The organism is Corynebacterium sp. HMSC055A01 (assembly GCF_001809405.1).
Taxonomy (GTDB): Bacteria; Actinomycetota; Actinomycetes; order Mycobacteriales; family Mycobacteriaceae; genus Corynebacterium; species Corynebacterium hesseae.
Genome location: NZ_KV797569.1, coordinates 13,742 through 35,211, shown reverse-complemented (window position 1 = coordinate 35,211; position 21,470 = coordinate 13,742). Strand labels below are relative to the sequence as shown.

Here is a 21,470-nt window from a genome sequence, read left to right as displayed (position 1 = left end):
CTTATGAGCTGATCTTTATGAGCAAGGGGTTGGCGTGGGCAATGCAATGTTGAGTGTGGTCACATTTACCGTGTCCTCGCCCAAGAAACCCAGGCTGGCATGCTCAGTATTGTCTGCAATCAGCTTCTTCACGTCTTCGATAGGCATACCCTGTTCCCGGGCCACACGCGGAGCCTGCAGCTCCGCGTACTCAGGACTGATGCCGGAATCCACGCCGGAACCGGAGCCGGTAACGGCATCGGCAGGCACGTGCTCCACTGATACGCCTTCGCGCTGAGCAATCTCCTCTCGGCGTTCCCGGATGGCCTTCTCTAGCTCCGTACTTGATGTGCCGTAGTTACTCATACCTTCCGCGCGGGCGAAGAAGTAGGGGCCATCTTCCAAGCCATCCTGAATCTGAGTGGAACCGACCAGGCATTCACCCTGGTAGATAAGGTTTCCATCGGCAGATTTCGGGGTGATGCGAGATATTCCCCACACCGCGGCCGGATAGATCATGCCCAGCGCGACGACGCATAAGAGCACGGCGACGAATCCGGCGATGAGATTACGCAGATAAACACGCATTATTGCTTCCTTTTTCTTTGCAGGTTTTCTTTATAGGCCTGGAAGGAGGGAGACGACATGGTCGATAACCCAGATGCCGATGAAGGGGGTAATAACACCGCCGAGACCCCAGATGCCGAGGTTTCGACGCAACAGTGAGGACGCAGAGGCCGGCTTGTAGGACACACCCTTGAGCGCCAAGGGGATGAGCGCGACGATGATGAGCGCGTTGAAGACAACTGCGGAAACAATGGCGGACTCAGGGGAATGCAGGTGCATGACGTTGAGGCGCTCCAAGTGCGGCAACTGCGTGGAGAAGAGCGCCGGCAGGATGGCAAAGTACTTCGCCAGGTCATTGGCCAAGGAGAAGGTAGTCAACGCGCCGCGGGTGATAAGCAGCTGCTTGCCAATTCGAACGACATCGATGAGCTTTGTCGGGTCAGAATCCAAGTCCACCATGTTGGCAGCTTCCTTCGCCGCGGAGGTACCAGTGTTCATGGCCACGCCCACGTCCGCCTGGGCCAGCGCTGGGGCGTCGTTAGTACCGTCACCGGTCATGGCCACCATGCGGCCTTGTGCTTGCTCCTCACGGATGCGGGCGAGCTTGTCCTCCGGAGTAGCTTCGGCGATGTAATCATCGACGCCGGCTTCCTTGGCAATGGCAGCTGCGGTCAGCGGGTTGTCACCGGTCACCATGATGGTCTTGATACCCATCTGACGCAGTTCAGCGAAGCGCTCGGCCATGCCAGGTTTGACGACGTCACTCAGTTGCACCACCGCAATAACCGTGCGGCTGCCATCGGATTCTTCCACAGCGACGGGCAGCGGGGTGCCACCGTCTTGTGCAATTCGGGTTACGGAATCCTCGATCTCTTGCGGCCAGGTGCCACCTGCTTCAGTAACCCACTTGCGTACGGCATCGCCAGCGCCCTTGCGCAGCTTGCGGTGAGCCAGGTCAAGGCCGGACATCCTCGTCGACGCGCTGAATGGAACGACCTCCGCACTCCGCGCTTCTGCATCTCCTTCGCTGGACAGAGAGTAGTTTTCAGTCAGCCAGGCCACAATGGAACGGCCTTCTGGGGTTTCATCCGCTAGGGAGGAAATGCGAGCAATCGCTGCAGCCTCGCGCTCATCAACGCCCGAAGCCACAATCAGGCCGGTGGCCTGGCGGTTTCCGTAAGTGATGGTGCCCGTCTTGTCCATGAGGAGCGTGGCGACGTCACCAGCCGCCTCCACCGCACGGCCGGAGGTGGCCAGAACGTTGTGACGAACGAGGCGGTTCATACCGGCGATACCAACTGCCGAAAGTAGGGCGGCAATGGTGGTAGGGATTAGGCAGACCAACAGAGCGATAAGGGATAGTGGCGAAAGCTCCGCGCCGGTGAATAGACCCATCGGGGCAAGCGCAGTGACGGCGACGAGGAAGAGGATGGTCAGCGTGGAGAGCAGGATGCTCAGCGCAATCTCGTTCGGAGTCTTGCGGCGTTCCGCGCCCTCCACCAAGGCGATCATGGTGTCAACGAAGGTGGAGCCCGGTTCGGAGGTGATTTTGACCTTGATGGAATCAGAGAGCACCACGGTGCCGCCGGTCACGGCACAGCGGTCACCGCCAGCTTCGCGGACCACAGGAGCCGACTCACCAGTAATAGCCGATTCATCCACGGTGGCAGCACCTTCGATGACGTCACCGTCACCCGGGATGGTCTCCCCTGCTTCTACACGCACGATGGCACCCTTGGTCAGCTCGGACGCGGGGACCACTTCAATGCCAGAGTCAGTAATGAGATTGGCAGTTGCATCATCGCGCACAGAGCGCAGACTGTCTGCTTGGGCCTTGCCACGGCCTTCGGCATATGCCTCGGCAAAGGCGGCAAAGGCAATGGTGAACCACAACCATACCGTCACGACCCATCCGTAAAAGCTGGGGTTGAGGATGGACCACACAGTGGTCAGTGCCGCGCCTACCCACACCACGAACATCACGGGGTTGCGTGCTTGGGCGAGCGGGGACATTTTGCTCGGCAGCGTTTTCAGCGCCGCAGCCGCGAGGCCACTGCTCTTCTCCGGAGCGTTGCGGTGAGGAGTCTTATCCGGCTCAGCGGTGATGGTTTGGGTTGTCATGATAGTGCCTCCGAAATGGGACCCAGGGTGAGGACAGGGAAGAAAGTGAGCGCTGCAACCAGCAGGATTACTCCGATAGTCAACAGCGAGAAGGTAATGCCGGAGGTGGGTAAGCTGCCTGCGGTGGTGGCCTGGCGCTTCTGTCCTGCCAGGCTTCCGGCTAGGTAAAGGGCGAAGACGATGGGCAGGAAGCGGCCCAACAGCATGGCCAAGCCCAAAGTGATCTGCCACCAGGGCTCAGTCACCGTCAGTCCGGCAAAAGCAGAACCGTTGTTATTCGCCGCCGAGGTAAAGGCGTAGAGAACTTCCGACAGGCTGTGGGCATTATCAGCCGTGCCCGGCGCACCGAAGTTGGTCGCTGAAGCTTCCACGAGTTTGCGCTGCGCCACGGAAGCGCCGACGCCCACGAGGACCAGAACCGGCATGGTGAGGATGTACAAGCTAACCGCTGAAATTTCCTTGCGGCCAATCTTGTTGCCCATAAATTCCGGTGTGCGGCCCACTAGGAGGCCACCGATGAACACCGCGAGGATGGCCACAACCAACAGGCCATAGAGGCCAGTACCCACACCACCCGGCGCGATTTCACCCAGCAGCATGTTGAGGATGAGCAGACCACCGCCCAGTGGCGAATAGCTATCGTGCATCGAATCCACCGCACCCGTCGAGGTACCCGTGGTAGACACGGCGAACAGTGCTGAGGCATCAATGCCTAGCCGCTGTTCGATACCTTCCATGTTGGTGCCTGCCAACTGAGACGCGCCGCCGACAAGGGTGTGCTGTGCCCAAGTCACCAGAACAACCATCACGGTCCACAAACCACCAGCCACGCTGAGCAGCGTCCACGCGTGCTTCTGCGACTTGAGCATCACACCATACGTGCGAATCATGCAGAAAGAGATGACAAGCAGGGAGAAGATCTCCACCAAGTTGGTAAAGCCGGTCGGGTTCTCAAACGGGTGCGCAGAGTTGGCACCGAAGATGCCACCGCCGTTGGTACCCAGGAGCTTAATGGCTTCCTGGCTGGCCACGGGAGCACGGGAAATATCTACACCGGACTCCGTAACCAGGTTCGAGCCAAAGGTTTGCATGGTTCCGCCGAGGACGAGCACGGTGGAGATGAATAGCGACAGGGGAAGCAGGATGCGGACGAGGCCGCGGGTGAGGTCCACCCAGAAGTTGCCGATGAGGTGCTGACCATTCTCGGTTGCCAACGTATCGCGGCTGTACCCCAAGTGACCGATGCCGCGGATCAAGGCGACAGCAACACACATGCCCACTGCGGCTGAGGCGAAGTTTTGCACGGTCAGGCCCAGCATCTGCGAAGCGTTCGTCAGAGTGTCTTCACCGGAATAGGACTGCCAGTTGGTGTTGGAGGTAAAGGAAGCCGCGGTGTTGAAGGCCATCCACGGCTCCACGGCTTCCTCGCGGGGGTTTCCAAAACTTGGCAACACCGCTTGGAGCCGCTGCACTGCGTAAAGGACGAGGACTGAAGCCAGGCTGAAGCCCAGCAGAGCGCGAGCGTAGTTCTTAGCGTTATGGCCCCGGTTAGGGTCAATACGCAAAATTCTGTACACAAGGCGCTCCACGGCCCAGTCTTTTTCAGAGGTATATGTGCGGGCCATCCAATTGCCCAGCGGCACGTAGGCCGCTGCTAGAAGTGCAAGGAGGGCAAGATACTGCGGCGCCACCGCCGCAATGCTAGCGATCATGCGAAACGCTCCGGGTCAATAAGGGAAATGATGAGATAAGCCACGAGCGCGACAACAATGATGAGCCCGATGACTGCTGTGATGGTGTTCATGTTCTACGCGTCTCCGTCCATAAACTCGTTGATGGAGGAAGGACCGCTGAACGCAAGGACCACGATCACTATGACCAGAATGTCCAACATGTGGGAGAGACCCCCTTGTGCGCGTGCAATGTTCTGCACTAGTCCGTGCTCAGTGAAGGTTGTCACCGAGCATCAGTGCCTCCTAATCGGCATCTGACATCTAGTGACGTTAGGAGCACACCCCGCTGTACTTACCTTTTCTTTGCGGCATCTTTACACCTTCAGCCTCGAATCTTTACGTCCTCTTTACGCCCCCATTTACCCCCAACTAACAAATGCCGAAACTCCATTGTTTCTGTACATCTTCCTGAATACTCCCCCTAACTGTTCTTTCATCGCGTAAAGTTTCTTTCCATGAACGAAACCTCCGTCATCATCGTGGGCACCGGCCTCGCCGGCATGGTCGCCGGCTACGAGGCCCTCAAAGGTGGCAAGCACGTCATCTTCCTTGAACAAGAAAACCGCAATAACCTCGGCGGGCAGGCTTTTTGGTCACTCGGCGGGCTGTTCTATGTCAATTCTCCCGAACAATCCATGATGCGGGTCAAGGACTCCGAAGAGTTGGCGTGGCGGGACTGGACCAACTCAGCCGATTATGACCCAGTGACCGAGGAGGACCGTCACGACTATTGGGGTGAGAAATGGGGACGCGAATACGTGCGCTTCGCCGCCAATGAAAAGCGCTCCTATCTCAAAGGCCTAGGCCTCAACGTCCTGCCCACCATCGGATGGGCAGAGCGCGGCTCCGGGGATGCCTCCGGCCACGGCAACTCCGTGCCGCGCTTCCACCTCACCTGGGGCACGGGCCCAGAGGTCGTGCGCGTCTTCCGTGAGCCGCTCCTTAATGCAGAAGAAAAAGGCCAGGTAGAGTTCCATTTCCGCCACCGCGTGGATGAGCTCGTCGTCGAGAACGACGAGGCGGGTCGTCCGCGTGTGGTGGGCGTGCGCGGCAGCGTCCTCTCCCCCACCAATCAGGTACGTGGCGAGGCCAGCCCGAGGGACGTCGTCAAGCACTTTGAACTGCGCGGCTCCGCCGTGGTGATTGCCACCGGCGGCATCGGCGGCAATCTGGAGAAGGTACGCAAGATGTGGCCCACTGAGCGCTGGGGCGAATGCCCGAAGGAGCTGGTCACGGGTGTTCCCGCGCATGTCGACGGCCGCGGCATCGACATCGCCCAGCAGGCCGGCGCCTCCGTGGTCAACACCGACCGCATGTGGGCCTACACCGAGGGCATGACCAACTGGAACTCCATTTGGCCCGGCCACGGCATCCGCATCATCCCTGGGCCCTCGGCGCTGTGGATCGACGCCGAAGGCAACCGCCTGCCCACCACCCTCTTCCCCGGCACCGATAACCTGGCCGCACTCGCCCACATTGGCCAGACCGGCCACGGCTATTCCTGGTTCGTGCTCAACAAGGCCATCGTGGACAAGGAATTCATCTTCTCCGGCTCGGAGCAGAACCCGGATCTGACGGATAAGGAATTCAAGAAGCTCGCCGGCAAGCTGGGCCCCGGCACGCACGTGGCCGTCAAGGCCTTCATGGACAACGGTATCGACTGGGTCGTAAAAGACAACCTGGAGGATCTCGTCGCCGGAATGAACGACATCTCTCCGGAGGGCTCCCCCACCATTGATGTGGCCCAACTTCGAAAAGTCCTGGAAGACCGCGATTCTCAGCTTGATAATCCCTTCAGCAAGGACACCCAAGTCAACTACCTGCGCGTGGCCCGCGGCTTCTTGGGTGACAAGCTCATCCGCGTGGCTCCCCCGCACCGCATCCTCGATGAATCCAAGGGCCCGCTCATCGCGGTGCGTTTGAAATTCCTGACCCGAAAGACGCTGGGTGGCCTGGAGACCAACCTCGATGGCCAGTGCCTCAACCCCGACGGCACGGTACTCCCCGGCCTTTACGCCTGCGGTGAGGCCTCCGGTTTCGGCGGTGGCGGCATGCACGGCAAGAATGCGCTGGAAGGCACCTTCCTCGGCGGATGCATCCACTCGGGCAAGCGCGTGGGCGAAGCGTTGGCGCGCGGCTAGCACGGTTTTCTAATACTGTCGGTCACTATGAACCTCGCTAGGAACGTCCGCATCGACGTGGAGAATCCCTTCTTCACCACGTCCCGCTTCGTCGCCGCCCCCGCGGAACTCACCGTGGGCGAGATGATGATCATCGTCCACGCCGCACTCGGCCTCGAGCCCTCTCATCCGGGAATCCTCGTCGGTGGGGACGATACGCCAATCGACGTCCTCAGCATCATTGACCAGGACTTTTTCGAGACTTTCCGGGAGGTAGCGCACTACCACCCCTCGGACGGCGCATGGAATATCAGCATCAGCGTGGCCGATAGCTCGCGCGTCGTCATGGGCCTTCCCGCGCTTATCGCCGGTGAGGGTCCCGATCTCATGAGTGAGCTCGGAAGTGCCGAGGCGATGTTCAAGGTGGTCCTCGACGTCCAGGCCACCATGGCCTACATGGCCGTGCCCACGGATAGTATGGAGCGCATCTTCGCGCTCTTCCCCAACTACACACTGGACCAAATCCACCAACGCCTCACCACGTTCTTCCCGCCAGCAGTGGCGCAGCGCCTGGCCACCATGGGCACGGAGGCCGCCAACCTCGAGGGCGGCACCAAGCCCGCGCTGCCTGGGGATCTCCCGCTCGATCCCTTCCGCTCCACCCCCTTCGAAGACATCCCCGTGCCCTCCCCGGAGCTGCTGGAGCAATGGCGCGCGGACATCCACGAGGCCTACCCGGAGCTGCGCCCCGACTATGAGCTGCCGGCGCTTGACGACGCCACCGCCGCCCACGTAGGCCAGCGCATACGCGAATACCTCGAGGTCATCGAGGAATTTCCGCGTCTCACCGGGGCCGGCTACCTCAAGCAGGCGGCCGTCGCGCGCCTCAAGGAGGGACTGAATAGCCCCAATGATTTTGATGAGGTCAAGCGCGAGGACTACCACCAGCCGTTGCTGAACTTGCGGGGTTTCTTGACGGACTTGGATTGGATCAAGACCACGACGACGGATATCAAGCTCACCAAATATGGCCGCAAGGCCATGAGCGATCCGCTCTGGGCAACGCAGGTCGTCCTGAACAACATCCCCTATGCCTACGCCGAACCGGAGGGCATTCCTCAACTGTCCTTCGAACTAGTCCATTTATTCCGCGGCGAGTGGGAGTTCAACCCGGAATACGACTACACGCACGCCATCACCCGCGACCTGCTGTTCACGCTGGGCGTCCTTGAGGATGATTCCACGTTTCCCATGATTACCGATGGCTGCGAGGGCTTCCTCGGCGCGATCATCACCAAGGTGCGCGAGGAGCTGAACCAAGAGCTGGATTAGCTCCAAGCCGCGACCATGTAGACGACACTCATAACACTGCTCCCTGGTGTTGTTCGGCGGTGAGGTGGGATTGTTGCGCACTAAATCCGCCTAGGTCAGGAAGGCGTCCTGCAAAAGGCATCTGGTAAAAGGCATCTTTGGGTCTAAAAACGCCATCTGCACTGAGTAAATGGCGTTTTTGGTCGCGAAAACGCCATTTGACTGATGCCTTTTGTAAGACGCCTTTTGTCAGTTGCCTCCTGCATGTCAATGGAGGCACGCAGACGTTGCGCGCTGCGAGGGGAGTGACGAAGGTACACGCCTAGGCGCAAAACTGCCCTAACTGACAATTTTCCCCACGATCCTTCGCTGGAAGGGCGCTGGTTTCGTCAACTAGGGCAGTTGCGGCCGCCATCTAACGGAGCCACGTTGGTTTTACTTCACCACCAGGTTGACCATGCGGCCCGGGACGTAAATCTCCTTGACCACGTTCTTGCCGGCGGTCAGCTCGGCGATGCGCTCATCGCTCTTTGCCACGCCCACGACGGTGGCTTGGTCGGCATCGGCGGGCACCATGACGCGGGCCTTGACCTTGCCGTTGATCTGTACCGGAACCTCAATCTCATCGTCGACGAGGTACTTCTCATCGAACTCCGGGAAGGACTCGTAAGTAATGGTCTCCTCGTGACCGAAGCGCTTCCACAGCTCCTCCGCAATGTGCGGGGCAACAGGGGAGACCAGCTGCGCTACCGGCTCAACGGCCGCGCGCGGCGCTCCCTTCGGGTAGGTCTTGGTCAGGTAGTTGACGTACTCGATGAGCTTGGCCACGACGGTGTTGAGGCGCAGGTTCTCATAGTCGTCACGCACGCCGGCGATGGTGCGGTTGAGCTGCTTCAGGTCATCGTCGGAAAGCGCGGCGTCCGTCGTGGACAGCTCGCCGGAGTTCTCATCGATAGCCAAGCGCCACAGGCGCTGCAGGAAGCGCTGCGCGCCCACCACGTCCTTGGTCGCCCACGGGCGGGAGGTATCCAGCGGGCCCATGGACATCTCGTACACGCGCAGGGTATCGGCACCATAGTCGTTGCAGATGTCATCCGGGGCCACGGCATTCTTCAGGGACTTGCCCATCTTGCCGTACTCCTGGTTGACCTTCTCATCCCCGTAGTAGAACGCGCCATCGCGTTCTACTACCTCGGCGGCCGGGACGTAGACACCGCGGGAATCCGTGTACGCGTAGGCCTGGATGTAGCCCTGGTTGTACAGGCGGCGGTAGGGCTCCTTGGAGCTTACAAAGCCCAGGTCAAAGAGCACCTTGTGCCAGAAGCGCGAGTAGAGCAGGTGCAGCACAGCGTGCTCAACGCCACCGACGTAGAGGTCAACGCCGCCCGGATCGTTGGCGCCGTGCTCTTCTGTACGCGGGCCCGTCCAGTAGCGCTCATTCTCCAGATCGCAGAAGACTTCATCGTTCGTCGGATCGATGTAGCGCAGCTGGTACCAGGACGAACCTGCCCACTGCGGCATGACGTTGGTGTCGCGGTAGTACGTCTTGGGGCCATCCCCAAGACCCAGGTCCAGCTCCACCTCAACCCACTCGCGGGCCTTGGCCAGCGGCGGCTGCGGGGAGGAATCGGCATCATCCGGATCGAAGGCCACCGGCTTGTAATCTTCCACCTCAGGCAGCTCGATGGGCAACATCGACTCCGGCAGCGGGTAGGCCTGGCCGGCCTCGTCGTAGACGATGGGGAAGGGCTCGCCCCAGTAGCGCTGGCGGGCAAACAGCCAGTCACGCAGCTTGTACTGGATCTTCTCGCGGCCTACTCCTTGTTCCTCCAGCCACGGAATGATGGCGGCGATGGCCTCATCCTTGGACATACCGTTGATGTCCAGGGAATCGTTGGCGGAGTTTACGGCCTTGCCGGACTCCGTGTACGCCTCCTTGGTGATGTCGCCGCCAGCAACCACTTCAGTAATCGGCAGCCCAAAGACCGTGGCGAACTCATAGTCACGCGTATCGTGCGCCGGGACCGCCATGATGGCGCCGGTGCCGTAGCCGGTCAGGACGTAGTCTGCGATGAAGATCGGCACCTGCTTGCCGTTGACCGGGTTGGTGGCATAGGTACCCAGGAAGACACCGGTCTTTTCCTTGTTCTCCTGGCGCTCCAGGTCGGACTTCGCGGCGATGGAAGCACGGTAGGCCTCCACGGCCTCCTTCGGGTCATCGTGGCCGAAGGTCCAGCGCTCATCGACGTCATCCTCGTAGGGGATGGGGGAGAGGAGGGCGTCGACAAGCTCGTGCTCCGGGGCCAGCACCACGTACTCCGCGCCGAAGAGAGTATCCGGGCGGGTGGTGAAGACGTCGATGTTGTAGCCCTCAGCGTGGAAGGTGACCTCCGCGCCGCGGGAGCGGCCAATCCAGTTGCGCTGCATGGACTTGACCTTCTCCGGCCAATCCAGAAGCTCCAGGTCATCGAGCAGGCGGTCGGAGTAGGCGGTAATGCGCATCATCCACTGACGCAGGTTTTTGCGGAAGACCGGGAAGTTTCCGCGCTCGGACTTGCCCTCCGCGGTGACCTCCTCATTAGCCAGCACCGTGCCCAGGCCCGGGCACCAGTTCACGGTGGAGTTGGACAGGTAAACAAGACGGAATTCGTCGAGCGCGTGGCGCTGCTCTTCCTTGGTGAGATCCGCGTAGTAGCGGCCGTCCTTGGTGGTGCGCTTGCCCACCTCAAGCTCCTTGATGAGCTCAGAGATCGGGCGCGCCTTCTGCTGCTCTTCATCAAACCAGGAGTTATAAATCTGCAGGAAGATCCACTGCGTCCACTTGAAGAAGGAGGGGTCGGTGGACTCCACGGAGCGGCGCGGATCGTGGCCTAAGCCCAGAATGCCCAGCTGGCGGCGCATGTTCTTGATATTCGCCTCCGTCGTGGTGCGCGGGTGCGTACCCGTCTGGATGGCGTACTGCTCCGCCGGCAGGCCGAAGGCGTCATAACCCAACGTGTGCAGGACGTTCTTGCCCAGCATGCGTTGATAACGCGCATAGGTATCCGTAGCGATATAGCCCAGCGGGTGGCCCACGTGAAGGCCTGCGCCCGAAGGGTAGGGGAACATGTCCTGGATGTTCAGCTTCTCCGCGGGAAGTTCCTTACCCTCCTCCGCGAGCGGACCGACTGGGTTCGGCGCGTTGAACGTGCCGTTGTCCTTCCAGTACTGCTGCCAGGCCTTTTCAATCTGCGCGGCGAGCTCCGGCGTGTAGCGGTGGGTGGTGTTATCGCTCGGGTTAGTCATGGTTAGACAGTGTAGTCACCGTACGGACATCACCCCAGTTAGACCCAGCTAGACCGCGTCCTTTCCCGCAGAGCGGCGGCACTTAGTTAGCCTGTGCCGTTGCTTCAATCCGTTCAAGGCGCTTGCGCAAATCCACGATGACATCGGTCTTGTTGTAGAAGATATCGACGACAGAGCCCTCTTCATCAAAGGGCGGCTGGAAAATTTCCTCGTAGGCCACGCCACCGTTGTGAACCAGCACGTCCACCAGCATCTTGATGAAGCGGATTTGGGCGGCGCTGAACGAAGTGTTGCTGAGAAGGTCCGCAAATTGCTCCTGGACTGCAGCTTCATCAAGACCTACCAAGCGGCGAATGAAGGCAGGAATACTGTCTCCACCCATGCGTTCCCGCAGCTTGTCAATGCTTTCCTCGAAGCCCACGCTTCCCCCGCCAGCCTGAGCCACCATGGCTTCCAACGCGGCAACATCCTCTGCGTTAAGCGCACGTGCACTACGCAACTTGATCATCGCGAGATCGTTGTCGTGTTCCTGCAGCACATCACGCAGCTGTTGTTCGGCCTGAGAGGGGTAAGAGCCTGTTCCGGGCAGCCGCCCAGGCATCTCATCATCGATCGTGAGTTCACCCATCTCATCTTGGATGTCGAGGGTCACGGCGTTGCGCTTTCCCTTGGGCACGAACTGGATGAGCGAACGCATGCCGATGCGGATGGTCTCGAGGTCCTCGACCGTAACGTTCTTCCACCACTCCGGATCCAGCGCGCGCTCGAGGAAGGACCGCCGCTCGGCCACCATGGGGATGGTGGAGCTCACGGCCATGAGATCATTCGCCATACCCTCCACGCGTTGGCGCAATGCCGCAAACTCGGGGCTGTGGTCGAGCAACCCCACTTGGAGCTTCAGAATCACCAGATCAAAGCGCTTAGCTGTCTCTGGTTCCTTCATTGTGTTCAGCGGCAGGTGTGCGAGATGGCGGCGCAGCTGCTCAGCCTTTTCCTCATTCACGTCGTCCCAGGCGGAGCGCTCGCGGTAGCGCATCAGGGTTTCTTTGTCGCCGGGCCGGACCATGATGTGGCCTAGCGGCACAGACGCCGTTGAGGCGTGGAGGGAGTCGGCAAGCTCGGCGCGCAGTTCTGGGGCATCGGAGTGCTTGTCCAGCTGCGCGAGCAATCCCACGCGGGCATCAAAAAGCTTTTCCGACAGCGATCGCGGGCGTCCCGTGGCCGAATCACGGGCTTCACCCTTGTAGAACTCATCCACGTTGCCGCAGAAGTCGAAGATGAGGAAGTGCGTCTTGTCCATCCCCGGCCCGAAGAGGTCCGGGCGCAATCGCGTCCCTCGGCCCACCATCTGCCAGAACTTGGTGGGGGAGTAGATGGGTTTGAAGAAGACGAGGTTAACCACCTCGGGTACGTCGACGCCAGTGTCCAGCATGTCCACGGAAATCGCGATGTTGACGTCCCCGTCCGGATTTGCAAACTCGTCTAAGGCCGACTGCGCATACTTTGTGTGCGTGGTGATCACGGAGGCACCAGTGCGCGAATACTCCGGGAACGTCGCGTCAAAGACTTCCTTGATAAGTTCCGCGTGGCGTTGGGTCCGGGCGAAGATGATGGTCTTTCCCAATTGGTCGCCGCCCACGCGAATCCCGTTCTCCACTACGGTTTTCAACACCTTGCGTATGGTGTCCTTGTTGAACAGGTAGCGGTTGATCTCCGCTGAAGAAATCTGTCCGGGCGGATCTAGGCGCCCACCGTCCTCGTCGGTACCCCAATCGGACGTGTCCCACGCCAGCTGCTCCTCGGGGGAAAGCTCGTCATAGGACATACCCCGGCGCAGGAAGAGTGAGTCCTGCCGAGCCGTCTTGAAGGGAACGAGGTTTCCGTCTGCCACAGCTTCATCGAGGCCGTACTCGAAGGACGGGGTTTTATCCTCCATCTCAAAGAGCGCATATGTGTCATGGTCGATTTCGCTCTTCGGCGTCGCCGTCAGCCCCACCACGTAGGCATCGAAGTACTCCAAGATGCGCTTGAAGCGGTTGTACACGGAGCGATGGGCCTCATCCACGATGATGAGGTCAAAGTCGAACGGCCCAAACTTGGCCGGCTTGTCTCCGTCATCCCCAATCAGGTTCATCATGGTGTTGTAGGTAGTGACGTACACATCACCTACCTGCTCAGGATTTTTGATGAGGTTCACGGGCGTGGACTCCGCGTACATGCTCACAAAGGCCTTGTGCGCCTGATTGACCAAGGCAGTGCGGTCCGCCAGGAACAGCACCTTGCCCACCCAGCCGGCCTGGCGCAACAGCTTGGCGGTGGCCACGGCCACACGCGTCTTACCAGTTCCCGTCGCCATGACCAGCAATGCTTGGCGACGCCTCCGCCTCTCCAACGTCTCCGTCACCGCACGGATGGCCTCGAGCTGATACGTGCGGGCGCCGCCGCCAGCAATCTCCGTATCGACCGCCGTCTCACTCAATAGGGCACGCATGGTGCGCCGCCCGATCATGCGTCGCAATTGCTGCGCGGTGGGGAAACCTTCGACCTCTCGGGCGGGATAGCCCACACCGGAGCCAGGAAGGTTAGCGGCATCATCGATCAGGTCAATGTGATAGCCGTTGGTACACAACATGACCGGCCGTGTGCCGTATTCGCGCTCGATGCAGTCCGCGTACAGCTTCACCTGTTGAGCGCCCACGCTCATAGACTCCATCGATTTCTTCGCTTCGATGACGGCCAGCGGTGTGCGGTCATCATCCCACAAGACATAATCTGCGTAGCCAACGCCGGAGGGATTGGGCATGCCGCGCAGCTCGAGCTCTCGAGTGATTGAATCATCACTAAACCCTGCTGCTTCGAGCATCGGATCAATGAGCTGTCGGCGCGTCTCGGCCTCGCTGATTGCCAAAGGCGCAGCCGACGGTGCTGCCACCCCAGCGCGCTCTGCCGCGGCTGCTTGCTGCTCAGCCAACTGCTCCTGGAGGGCCTCAATCTTGGCAGCAAGTTCGTCTTTCACCTGCCGTGCAGCTTCGCGCTCTGCTTCGGCTTGCTCCTGGGCATCAGCGATCTCCGCCTTCGCCTTAATCTCCGTGCTCCGCCGCTTGAGCTCGAACTGGGCGGCCTCACGAAGGCGCTTCTCCTCCGCTTCACGCGCGGCTTCCTTGGCCTCATCGAGCAGCAGCCGGTTCTTCTTTAGCTCCTCATCCTGCTGCGCTAGCTTCTTGAGGTACGCGGCGGTCTGCGCTTGGGAGCGCCCAGCAACGTGAATGCCTGAAGAGTCAGCTGTGGCTTGGCCCAGCAGGTTAGTATCAAAAGCCGCCTGCGGACCCGGTGCGGCCTGAGGGTTGGCCGAGTGGTACCGCACCGCCCAGGCCATGAGGTCATAGAGGTGCGCCGCCGCCTTCCGCGCCCTCTGCGGGGAGGTCGGCGCTTGCTTGCCTTCCATGTCGTCTGCGTGCGCGGCGTCGTTGCCGCTCTTGCGCACGAGAGTCATCTTGCGCAGCATGGTCTTATTGTCCACACACTTAGTGAAGGCGCGGTCTCGGGTCATCTCCGCCAAGCTACGGTACTGAGTGTCACCCAAATTTCGGAGCACCCAGATGTGGCTGACCACTCGCTCCAGCACCTTGCGCGCATAGAAGCAGGAAATCACCGGGTCCGCATCCACGAACCGCTCTACCTTCAGGCACTCCTCATACGCCGTGGGCCAGACGTAACGTACAAAGCCGAAGTTGCTGCGTGCAGGCCCACCTGGCACACCGTTGCGTCCGGCAGTCGGGGGAGTAGTGGTCACCATAGAGTTCTCCAGGGACAAGTTTTCACATCACCAGGGACGTGGTGTCATATCGAATACAGCTTGATTCCAGTAATTCTAAGTCACCACCCGATACCTAGCTACCAGAATTACTCCGTTCCCGGGTCAATCTCTTCAGCCTCTCTCTTCCCTGACCTATCGCCGTCCTCCCTGGTTAATCACTGCATTCGCCCCTTGTCCTTGCCTAAATACGCCACTAAAATCACCGTTGTCCTGCAGTTCTACAGTTGGCTGTTCCAAGGTCCACCAATCAAAACAAGGACACCAATAGAGAAGGACAAAACACCCGTCCACCGGATGTTCAGACAAGGCAGCTAAAACGATGACCAGTATTTCTTTGCGCGAACTCACCCAGCGTTCTGACCACATAGTGCGTGCAGTGGCCGCTACGGGTCACAACGTGGTCATCACTGACCGCGATCAAGCCATCGTTCGAATTGTCCCCATCTCATCCCCAGATAGCCCCGTGAAGCAGTTAGTGGCTGCCGGAATTTTGAGCCACGCTCCAGAGCCTTATTCACAGCCAGCCGCCACAGCCCCGCAGCCAAGGCACACAGACAATCTGCGTCCTGGAAACCGACGTTATTTCGCTACTGGACCGTGACGACCGCTTGTGATGGCTTATGTGGATGGCTCGTTGCATGACCCCATCCAGATGCGCTGACAGACTATCCACGCCGAGCCTTCTGCGCCGCTTCCTTGCGGACGTTCTTAAAGATCTGCGTAATGTCAACAGAGCCGTCAGTTTTATCTAGAGTATCTACGTCATAGGCACCAACACGCTGGGCCTCGGACGCCAGCTCTCGCAGTGCTTTGCGGCGTTCACACCGCAACCCATCTCGGTACCGCAATAGATCAAGGAGCCGCACTCTCCTATGTCTTCCACCGGTAGTGCGCTCAAATGCTATCGATCCATCCTCAAGCTTCTTCACCAGAGTCGGCCTACTAATGCCCAGGAAATCTGCCGCTTGCTGCGTTGTGAGCAACTGGTCTACGGGCGCAACAGTCACGGCCTTTCCTTGCTGCATCGCGTGAACTGCGTCTAACAACACGCTCAATGCCTCCTCGGGCAGATCTACCGCCTGCCCGTCGGGCCCCACTAGCGCAGTAGGTCCCGACTGCTGCTCTAAGAACCTGCTCACGTCAAGCATGGCTTTCAGGTCCTGCGGCGGAAGCGTCGTGTGGGGGCGGTGATTCCGTGCCTCATCCATAAGGCCATCATAGGGCAATTCGAAAAATTCGAAAGAGCGAACGCAGCTCCTCGTGCCCGATGAATGCCTACTCAATTTCATGCTGCGGCATGCATCGTTTCTTCAAGGCAGCAAGCCAACAAACAAGCAGATCCATAAAAATAATTTTGATTACTAATAACCAAGACTTCAGACACAATCTTGGGCTATAACTACAAGGTCACTATTTCTCTTCTCTGAAAGTTGAACTCTCTCATGACATACTCTCGGCTCGGTCTTGGAGTCTCCATAGCTGTTTCGCTCTCCTTGGTTTCTGTCCCTTCCGCTACTGCTCTCGATGCTCAGCTGGACACTCGCAACGGCAAAGAGATTTGTGTGGTCTCCCTCGACTCCGCGGAAAAGGAAATCTCTAAGAAGTACTTCGCTGCGAAACTCGAGGAACAAACCAAACTGCAGAACCGCATGCGCCAGGACTTCCCACAGTATGCGGACAGCTTTGCCCGCCTAGACTCCGCCCCTCAGACCCACAACATGCTAAGTTTCTGGTCTCTCAGCCGCTTTGCGCTCCCCACTGAGGCTGAGCTTGTGGCTCAGGGCTACGACCGCTTGGACGCTTCCTACCTCGTATTCACCAATTCTGACACTGAGGCCGAATACAAGGAGTGGGCGGCCAACGGATATCCCTTCAATTGGGAAGTGGCGCGCAATTGGACTCCCAGCGAACTCGCTGAGTATCCCTACGGCGATCTCCCCGTAGTGAACTCACAGAACGGTGAAGTCGAGGATTCTGCCATGGATCTTCGGGCACAGGTGCCCTCGTACTCCACAGGTCTACAGGCTGGTTTCCCCACTACTTCTCAAAAGCTGACCAATCTCATGAAGCCGGGGGAGCTTCGTCTGCAACCTCTCGAGGATGAATTCGAAGCCGTAGCAGGCCTCGAAGTCATGGGCTTTACCTTGCCCTTCAGCTCCACTGTCACCCTTGCTGGTGCTTGCGAAAACGCCTACCTCGCGAAGGAACAATCCGAAGCTGAGGCCTCTACTACGCCGCCGACCTCTGAACCAGTTCCGTCCACTAGCACAACCACGGCACCGACCACTTCCGTTGTGCCTCCTTCTTCGACGAAACCAACCACAACCCGTCCGGCTAAGACCACCCCGGCAGCTACTCCTACCGCACCCGCGAAGCCGACCACGGCAAAGCCAACTACTACCAAGCCCAAGCCGACCACGACCAAGTCCACCTCTGCGCCTACATCCACCGCGCCCGCAAAGCCGACCACAACCACTCCAGCACCGAAGCCCAACAAGACCAATGACAGCGGTTCCTCAACTGGCGGAATCATCGCCATCGTCTTGGCAATTCTTGCCGCCGCAGGTATTGGTGTTGTGGCCTTCCTGCCGCAACTAGGGTTCAAGCTCCCTTTCTAGAGATTGGCTTCTTAGGTCATCGCCATTAACTCTTTTAAGACAAAAGGGCGGAAATAGTTTCCCTGACCCGACTAATGACAGGCGCCCAGCTCCATTTCGTTGAGCTGGGCGCCTGTCCTTTTTTAAACGCAGCGAAAGGCTGTACTCGCTCCCGCAAACGCAAGAATCCGCCTCTATCTACTCGAAGTAATCCTCGTCCACCTCAACCAGTGCCACAGTCCGCTTGACCTGCACGCCCACGCCGTAGCGGATCATCAGTTCCGCCAACCTGTCCCCGTCGATTAAGACGACGCGTGACGACACCGCATCCGCATACTCCTGCGCCTTATCCGAAAACGTCGCTGTAGTCAGGAACACCCCTCGATCCGCCTGCGCACCCTGCAGCGCACCCACGAATCCCTGAATAGCCGGTCGGCCGATGCTCTTATCCAACGCATACCGCTTAGCCTGCACGTAAATCCGCGACAAGCCCAGCGCATCCTGGTCAATAATCCCGTCGATTCCACCATCATTGGATAACTGCGTACGCGTGGCCTTGCCCTGCGTTCCGCCATATCCCATAGCCATGAGCAAGTCCAGCACTGCCTGTTCAAAGAACGCCGGCTCATTGTCGTGCAACCGAGTCAACAGCTCACCAGCCACGAATTCGTTGTTACGAGACACACCGGTTTCCACCTGCTCTACCGGATCGAGCTCGCTCTCGGCCTCTGGAAGGACATCTTGCTTATCGACGCCCACCTCGTCCCCAGCCTTATGCCCAGGATTCCTGCCCCGCCACGTAAGTGCCGCTTCCGTGCCCGCAATCTCTCCCAACAGCTGCTTCTCCGTCATTCCTTCGGGGTAGCGCGCCAACAGGTCACGGCCAAAATCTGTAATTTGAAAACGCGCCCGCGCCGGTGAAGTAATGGCATTCGCCTTCTTAAGGAATGTCAACGCCCACCCAACACGGTTTTCAAAGCGCGACTGCCCCGACGCAATGGTCTCAAGCCTCTCTTCGTCAGTAATGCCCGCATAAGACGCAGTTATCTCGATGAGCTCCCTACGCCGGAGCTCAGCACCATTTGCGTTAAGAGCCTCCAACACCGAAATCATGTAGGCTTCCCATCTTTCGATAGCCACTAGAGCTCTCCTTGAAATGCGCGAGTGGATAGGGACTGTCGAAGCTCCTCAAAAGAGGAACGCTGAGTTTCAGCTCTTTCTTGTTCTAACTTCAATAACTCAATTTGAAGCGATAAGGCTCTTACGTCATCTCGCGTCAAATTTGGGATCGGTGTTCGAGAAAGCTGCGACTTATTTATTGAAGCAATTCCAGTTGTTTGTTTCGCTGACCTCAAGAAATGCTTCTTAGGCCTCGAACTACTAAGTATCGCAGCCAGCACTTCAGGCGTCATTACAGTCGAGTCTTGCAGAATGCGGACGCGAAAAATGTGGTTTTGATGGATGCAAACCGGGATCTCGTTATTCCACACTGTTCCTCTCCCCAGCTTGTCGGGATCCCCGCCTTCTGTTAGAACGATGTCGCCCCGTTGCAACTGATATCGCGATATTTCGTCATTTGTCGCGTTGATTTCCTTAATCGGATGCAGTTGAAGGAATCCATCCTTAACATTGGAAACCGAAAGATACGGCACTATCGAGGTTGTACTCTTTTTCGAGACCTTTCTACCCTTTGTAATTCCAGATTGAATTTCGGAGATGGTACCAAGCTCAACTTCTTGATCCCCCCTTGCCTTTAGAAACTCTTCAACGACAACCCGCTTTAGAGCTTCAAGGCCTTCGACTTTCTTTATCTGTATTGAGGATAGCCGGCCAACCTCGTCCAAAACCGCCGCGATGCGGCGCTGCTCGTCGAGGGGAGGGAAGGGGATTCGGATGTCCGCGGCCCTTGTTTTTGAGAGTTCCTTGAATGTCGCACCTGTACCCAGCGACTGAAGGGCATCTTTCTGCGATAGCAAATAGTGGGCTAGGTAGCGTGCATCTATTTCGGAGGAAGGAATGAAGCTCTTGCAACCCTGATTCGTAGTCATGGGTACTTGTGCGATTGCGACATAACCAATTGGTGCACGGCTCGAAAGCACTACACTGCCTGCAGGAAGAAGCACGGCAGAGCTTTTGTCAACACCTCTTTGAGTAATAGCTCGTTCCCCAGAAGATATTTCGAGTCCCTTGAGCTTGCTCAGATCGGCAGGAGTCACCCATGGGATCTCACCGCCCCAATACTCCTCAACACTCGTCTTCGGCGTGCCGCCTGAAACGACCTCACACACATCCCCCAACCGCACCATCGGCCAATCATGCTTTGCAGTGCTAGCCATGTTATTTCCTCCCGCTGAGCATGGCCTTAAGGTTGGCAAGGCCTTGTGTGATGTCGCGGTCGAGTTCTTCGATTTCGGCGATGATGTCCATGGGGTCGCGGGTTTCTTCTACCTCGAGGACGATCTCCTTGTAGCGGTTCATGGAGAGGTCGTAATCGGTTTGGGCGATCTCCTCCTTGGGCACGGTGAAGGAGTAGTCCGTGCGAGCGCGCTCACGCTCGTCGGTGGTACGGGAATGCCAGCGGGCAACCACGTCCGGAAGGTTGTTGAGCTTCAGCTGCTCGTCGGTGAGAGTGACGGGCGTGGGGTCGTCGGCAAGCGCGGGATCACTTAAGTCCTGGATGTGGGAGGCAGGGGAGGGGCCGAGCAAGGGGCGCTCGAGAAGCGGGGTGCGCTTGTCATCCAGGGAGTAGCCATCCGCGGTGACGTCATAGAACCACACCTCGTCGGTACCGCCAGAGTCCGTGCGGGTAAAGCACAGGACGGCGGTGGACACGCCCGAGTAGGGCTTGAATGCGCCGGAGGGCAGTTTGATGACCGCATCAAGGCGCTGATCCTCAACCAAGGTTTTGCGAAGGGCTTTGTGCGCCTTGGTAGAGCCGAAGAGGACACCTTCAGGGACAATCACCGCAGCGCGACCGCCCGGCTTGAGTAGCTGCAGGAAGCGGTGGACAAAAAGAATCTCCGTCTTCTTGGCCGTCGTCACCGACTTGAGCTTGGGATCGACGGCATCCTTATCCAGGCTGCCCGCAAAAGGCGGGTTGGCCAGGACAAGGTCAAAGGCCTCATCGAACGTTGTGGGCAGTTGTTGCAGCGAATCGCGGTAAGAAATGTTGGGTTCTTCAAAGCCGTGCATGAACATGTTCATCGCCGCGATGCGCACCATGGTTTTGTCAAAGTCGAAGCCTGTCAGGCCCTCATTGGTAAACGTTGTGCGCGTGTCCTTGTTAAACAGGTCTGCGCGATGATGGTGGGCAATCCAATCATTGGCAGCCACCAGGAACCCGGCAGTGCCACACGCTGGGTCGATGATGCGCTGCTGTGGTGTGGGTTCCATGAGCGCGACGAGGAGCTCGATAATGTGGCTGGTCGTGCGGAACTGGCCGTTCGTACCCGAGGTGGACAGCTTGTCCAGCATGTACTCATACAAGTCGCCCTTCATGTCCTTGTTGGAGAAGTGCAGCTGGTCAATGAGCTCCATAACACGCGAGAGCGTGGCCTCAGATTCGATCTCAAAGGAGGCGTTGGCCATGTGTTCTTGGAAGCCCGTGCCGCCCATCTCTTTGATGAAGGGGAAGACTTTGTTGATGATGGTGGCCTTGCGGCGGGCGATGTCACGGTCCTCAATGAGGTTGCGCCACCGCAGATCCTGTTGGCTGGCGTCAAAGATGTCTTCCGTCGCGGTGGGATCTCCTAGCGCTCGGCGCTTGTCAATCTGGACCTGACGCTCGTCGAGGTCCTTGATAAAGAGCAGGTAGGTGAACTGCTCGATGACGGAAACAGGGTTGGAAATGCCGCCGGACCAGAAAGTGTCCCAGATGCGGTCGACATTATTTTTGAGTGCGCCGGTAATCATGTAATTCAGCGTAACTGCTGAGTCCGAC

At 58.7% G+C, this 21,470-nt stretch carries 15 protein-coding genes; 4 read left to right on the top strand and 11 right to left on the bottom strand.

Going from position 1 to position 21,470, the window contains the following annotated elements:
- Positions 1 to 15: 15 nt before the first annotated feature.
- Genes HMPREF2604_RS05605 through HMPREF2604_RS14090 form a run of 5 tightly spaced genes read right to left on the bottom strand, consistent with a single transcriptional unit; the run spans position 16 to position 4,627 of the window.
- The gene (locus tag HMPREF2604_RS05605) at positions 16 to 567 is read right to left on the bottom strand and encodes a potassium-transporting ATPase subunit C (protein WP_070533699.1); all 552 of its coding nucleotides are present in this window, start codon (positions 565 to 567) and stop codon (positions 16 to 18) included.
- 30 nt (positions 568 to 597) lie between these two features.
- Positions 598 to 2,667, bottom strand: a complete 2,070-nt coding sequence (gene kdpB, locus HMPREF2604_RS05600; protein WP_070533697.1) for a potassium-transporting ATPase subunit KdpB — start codon at positions 2,665 to 2,667, stop codon at positions 598 to 600.
- Complete coding sequence (gene kdpA, locus HMPREF2604_RS05595) at positions 2,664 to 4,376, bottom strand: potassium-transporting ATPase subunit KdpA (protein WP_369822001.1); 1,713 nt, start codon at positions 4,374 to 4,376, stop codon at positions 2,664 to 2,666. The genes kdpB and kdpA overlap by 4 nt, the downstream gene beginning before the upstream one ends.
- Positions 4,376 to 4,471, bottom strand: a complete 96-nt coding sequence (gene kdpF / locus HMPREF2604_RS05590) for a K(+)-transporting ATPase subunit F (RefSeq protein WP_039672809.1) — start codon at positions 4,469 to 4,471, stop codon at positions 4,376 to 4,378. Before kdpF ends, kdpA begins: the two co-directional genes overlap by 1 nt.
- A gap of 3 nt (positions 4,472 to 4,474) precedes the next feature.
- Positions 4,475 to 4,627: a hypothetical protein gene (locus HMPREF2604_RS14090; RefSeq protein WP_158011604.1), complete on the bottom strand. Its 153-nt coding sequence runs from the start codon at positions 4,625 to 4,627 to the stop codon at positions 4,475 to 4,477.
- Positions 4,628 to 4,855: 228 nt separating this feature from the next.
- Here HMPREF2604_RS14090 and HMPREF2604_RS05585 point away from each other — a divergent pair, with 228 nt between their 5' ends.
- The gene (locus tag HMPREF2604_RS05585) at positions 4,856 to 6,541 is read left to right on the top strand and encodes an FAD-binding dehydrogenase (protein ID WP_070563929.1); all 1,686 of its coding nucleotides are present in this window, start codon (positions 4,856 to 4,858) and stop codon (positions 6,539 to 6,541) included.
- A 27-nt stretch (positions 6,542 to 6,568) separates the two neighbouring features.
- Positions 6,569 to 7,852 carry a hypothetical protein gene (locus HMPREF2604_RS05580; RefSeq protein WP_070561867.1) on the top strand — a complete coding sequence of 428 codons (1,284 nt, stop codon included), beginning with the start codon at positions 6,569 to 6,571 and terminating at the stop codon, positions 7,850 to 7,852.
- Positions 7,853 to 8,266: 414 nt separating this feature from the next.
- On the opposite strand, the gene leuS is transcribed toward HMPREF2604_RS05580, so the two are convergent.
- On the bottom strand, positions 8,267 to 11,116 hold the full coding sequence (gene leuS / locus HMPREF2604_RS05575) for a leucine--tRNA ligase (protein WP_070561869.1): 2,850 nt from the start codon (positions 11,114 to 11,116) through the stop codon (positions 8,267 to 8,269).
- A gap of 82 nt (positions 11,117 to 11,198) precedes the next feature.
- Positions 11,199 to 14,912 carry a type I restriction endonuclease subunit R gene (locus HMPREF2604_RS05570; RefSeq protein ID WP_246818380.1) on the bottom strand — a complete coding sequence of 1,238 codons (3,714 nt, stop codon included), beginning with the start codon at positions 14,910 to 14,912 and terminating at the stop codon, positions 11,199 to 11,201.
- Positions 14,913 to 15,252: 340 nt separating this feature from the next.
- Here HMPREF2604_RS05570 and HMPREF2604_RS14505 point away from each other — a divergent pair, with 340 nt between their 5' ends.
- Positions 15,253 to 15,534: a type II toxin-antitoxin system Phd/YefM family antitoxin gene (locus tag HMPREF2604_RS14505; protein ID WP_083299189.1), complete on the top strand. Its 282-nt coding sequence runs from the start codon at positions 15,253 to 15,255 to the stop codon at positions 15,532 to 15,534.
- Positions 15,535 to 15,598: 64 nt separating this feature from the next.
- On the opposite strand, the gene HMPREF2604_RS05565 is transcribed toward HMPREF2604_RS14505, so the two are convergent.
- A complete protein-coding gene (locus HMPREF2604_RS05565; protein WP_246818382.1) occupies positions 15,599 to 16,081 on the bottom strand; it encodes an excisionase family DNA-binding protein in 483 nt (160 codons plus the stop codon).
- A gap of 294 nt (positions 16,082 to 16,375) precedes the next feature.
- On the opposite strand from HMPREF2604_RS05565, the gene HMPREF2604_RS05560 reads away from it, so the two are divergent.
- Positions 16,376 to 17,551, top strand: coding sequence for a hypothetical protein (locus HMPREF2604_RS05560; protein WP_070683554.1), 1,176 nt, complete (start codon positions 16,376 to 16,378; stop codon positions 17,549 to 17,551).
- A gap of 177 nt (positions 17,552 to 17,728) precedes the next feature.
- On the opposite strand, the gene HMPREF2604_RS05555 is transcribed toward HMPREF2604_RS05560, so the two are convergent.
- The 3 genes from HMPREF2604_RS05555 to HMPREF2604_RS05545 are packed head-to-tail and all read right to left on the bottom strand — an operon-like array spanning position 17,729 to position 21,442.
- Positions 17,729 to 18,670, bottom strand: a complete 942-nt coding sequence (locus HMPREF2604_RS05555) for a restriction endonuclease (protein WP_070561877.1) — start codon at positions 18,668 to 18,670, stop codon at positions 17,729 to 17,731.
- Positions 18,670 to 19,866 (bottom strand): restriction endonuclease subunit S, encoded by a 1,197-nt coding sequence (locus HMPREF2604_RS05550; RefSeq protein ID WP_083299188.1) that lies wholly within the window; start codon positions 19,864 to 19,866, stop codon positions 18,670 to 18,672. Before HMPREF2604_RS05550 ends, HMPREF2604_RS05555 begins: the two co-directional genes overlap by 1 nt.
- A gap of 1 nt (position 19,867) precedes the next feature.
- The gene (locus HMPREF2604_RS05545; RefSeq protein WP_070561894.1) at positions 19,868 to 21,442 is read right to left on the bottom strand and encodes a type I restriction-modification system subunit M; all 1,575 of its coding nucleotides are present in this window, start codon (positions 21,440 to 21,442) and stop codon (positions 19,868 to 19,870) included.
- Between the last annotated feature and the right edge of the window lie 28 nt (positions 21,443 to 21,470).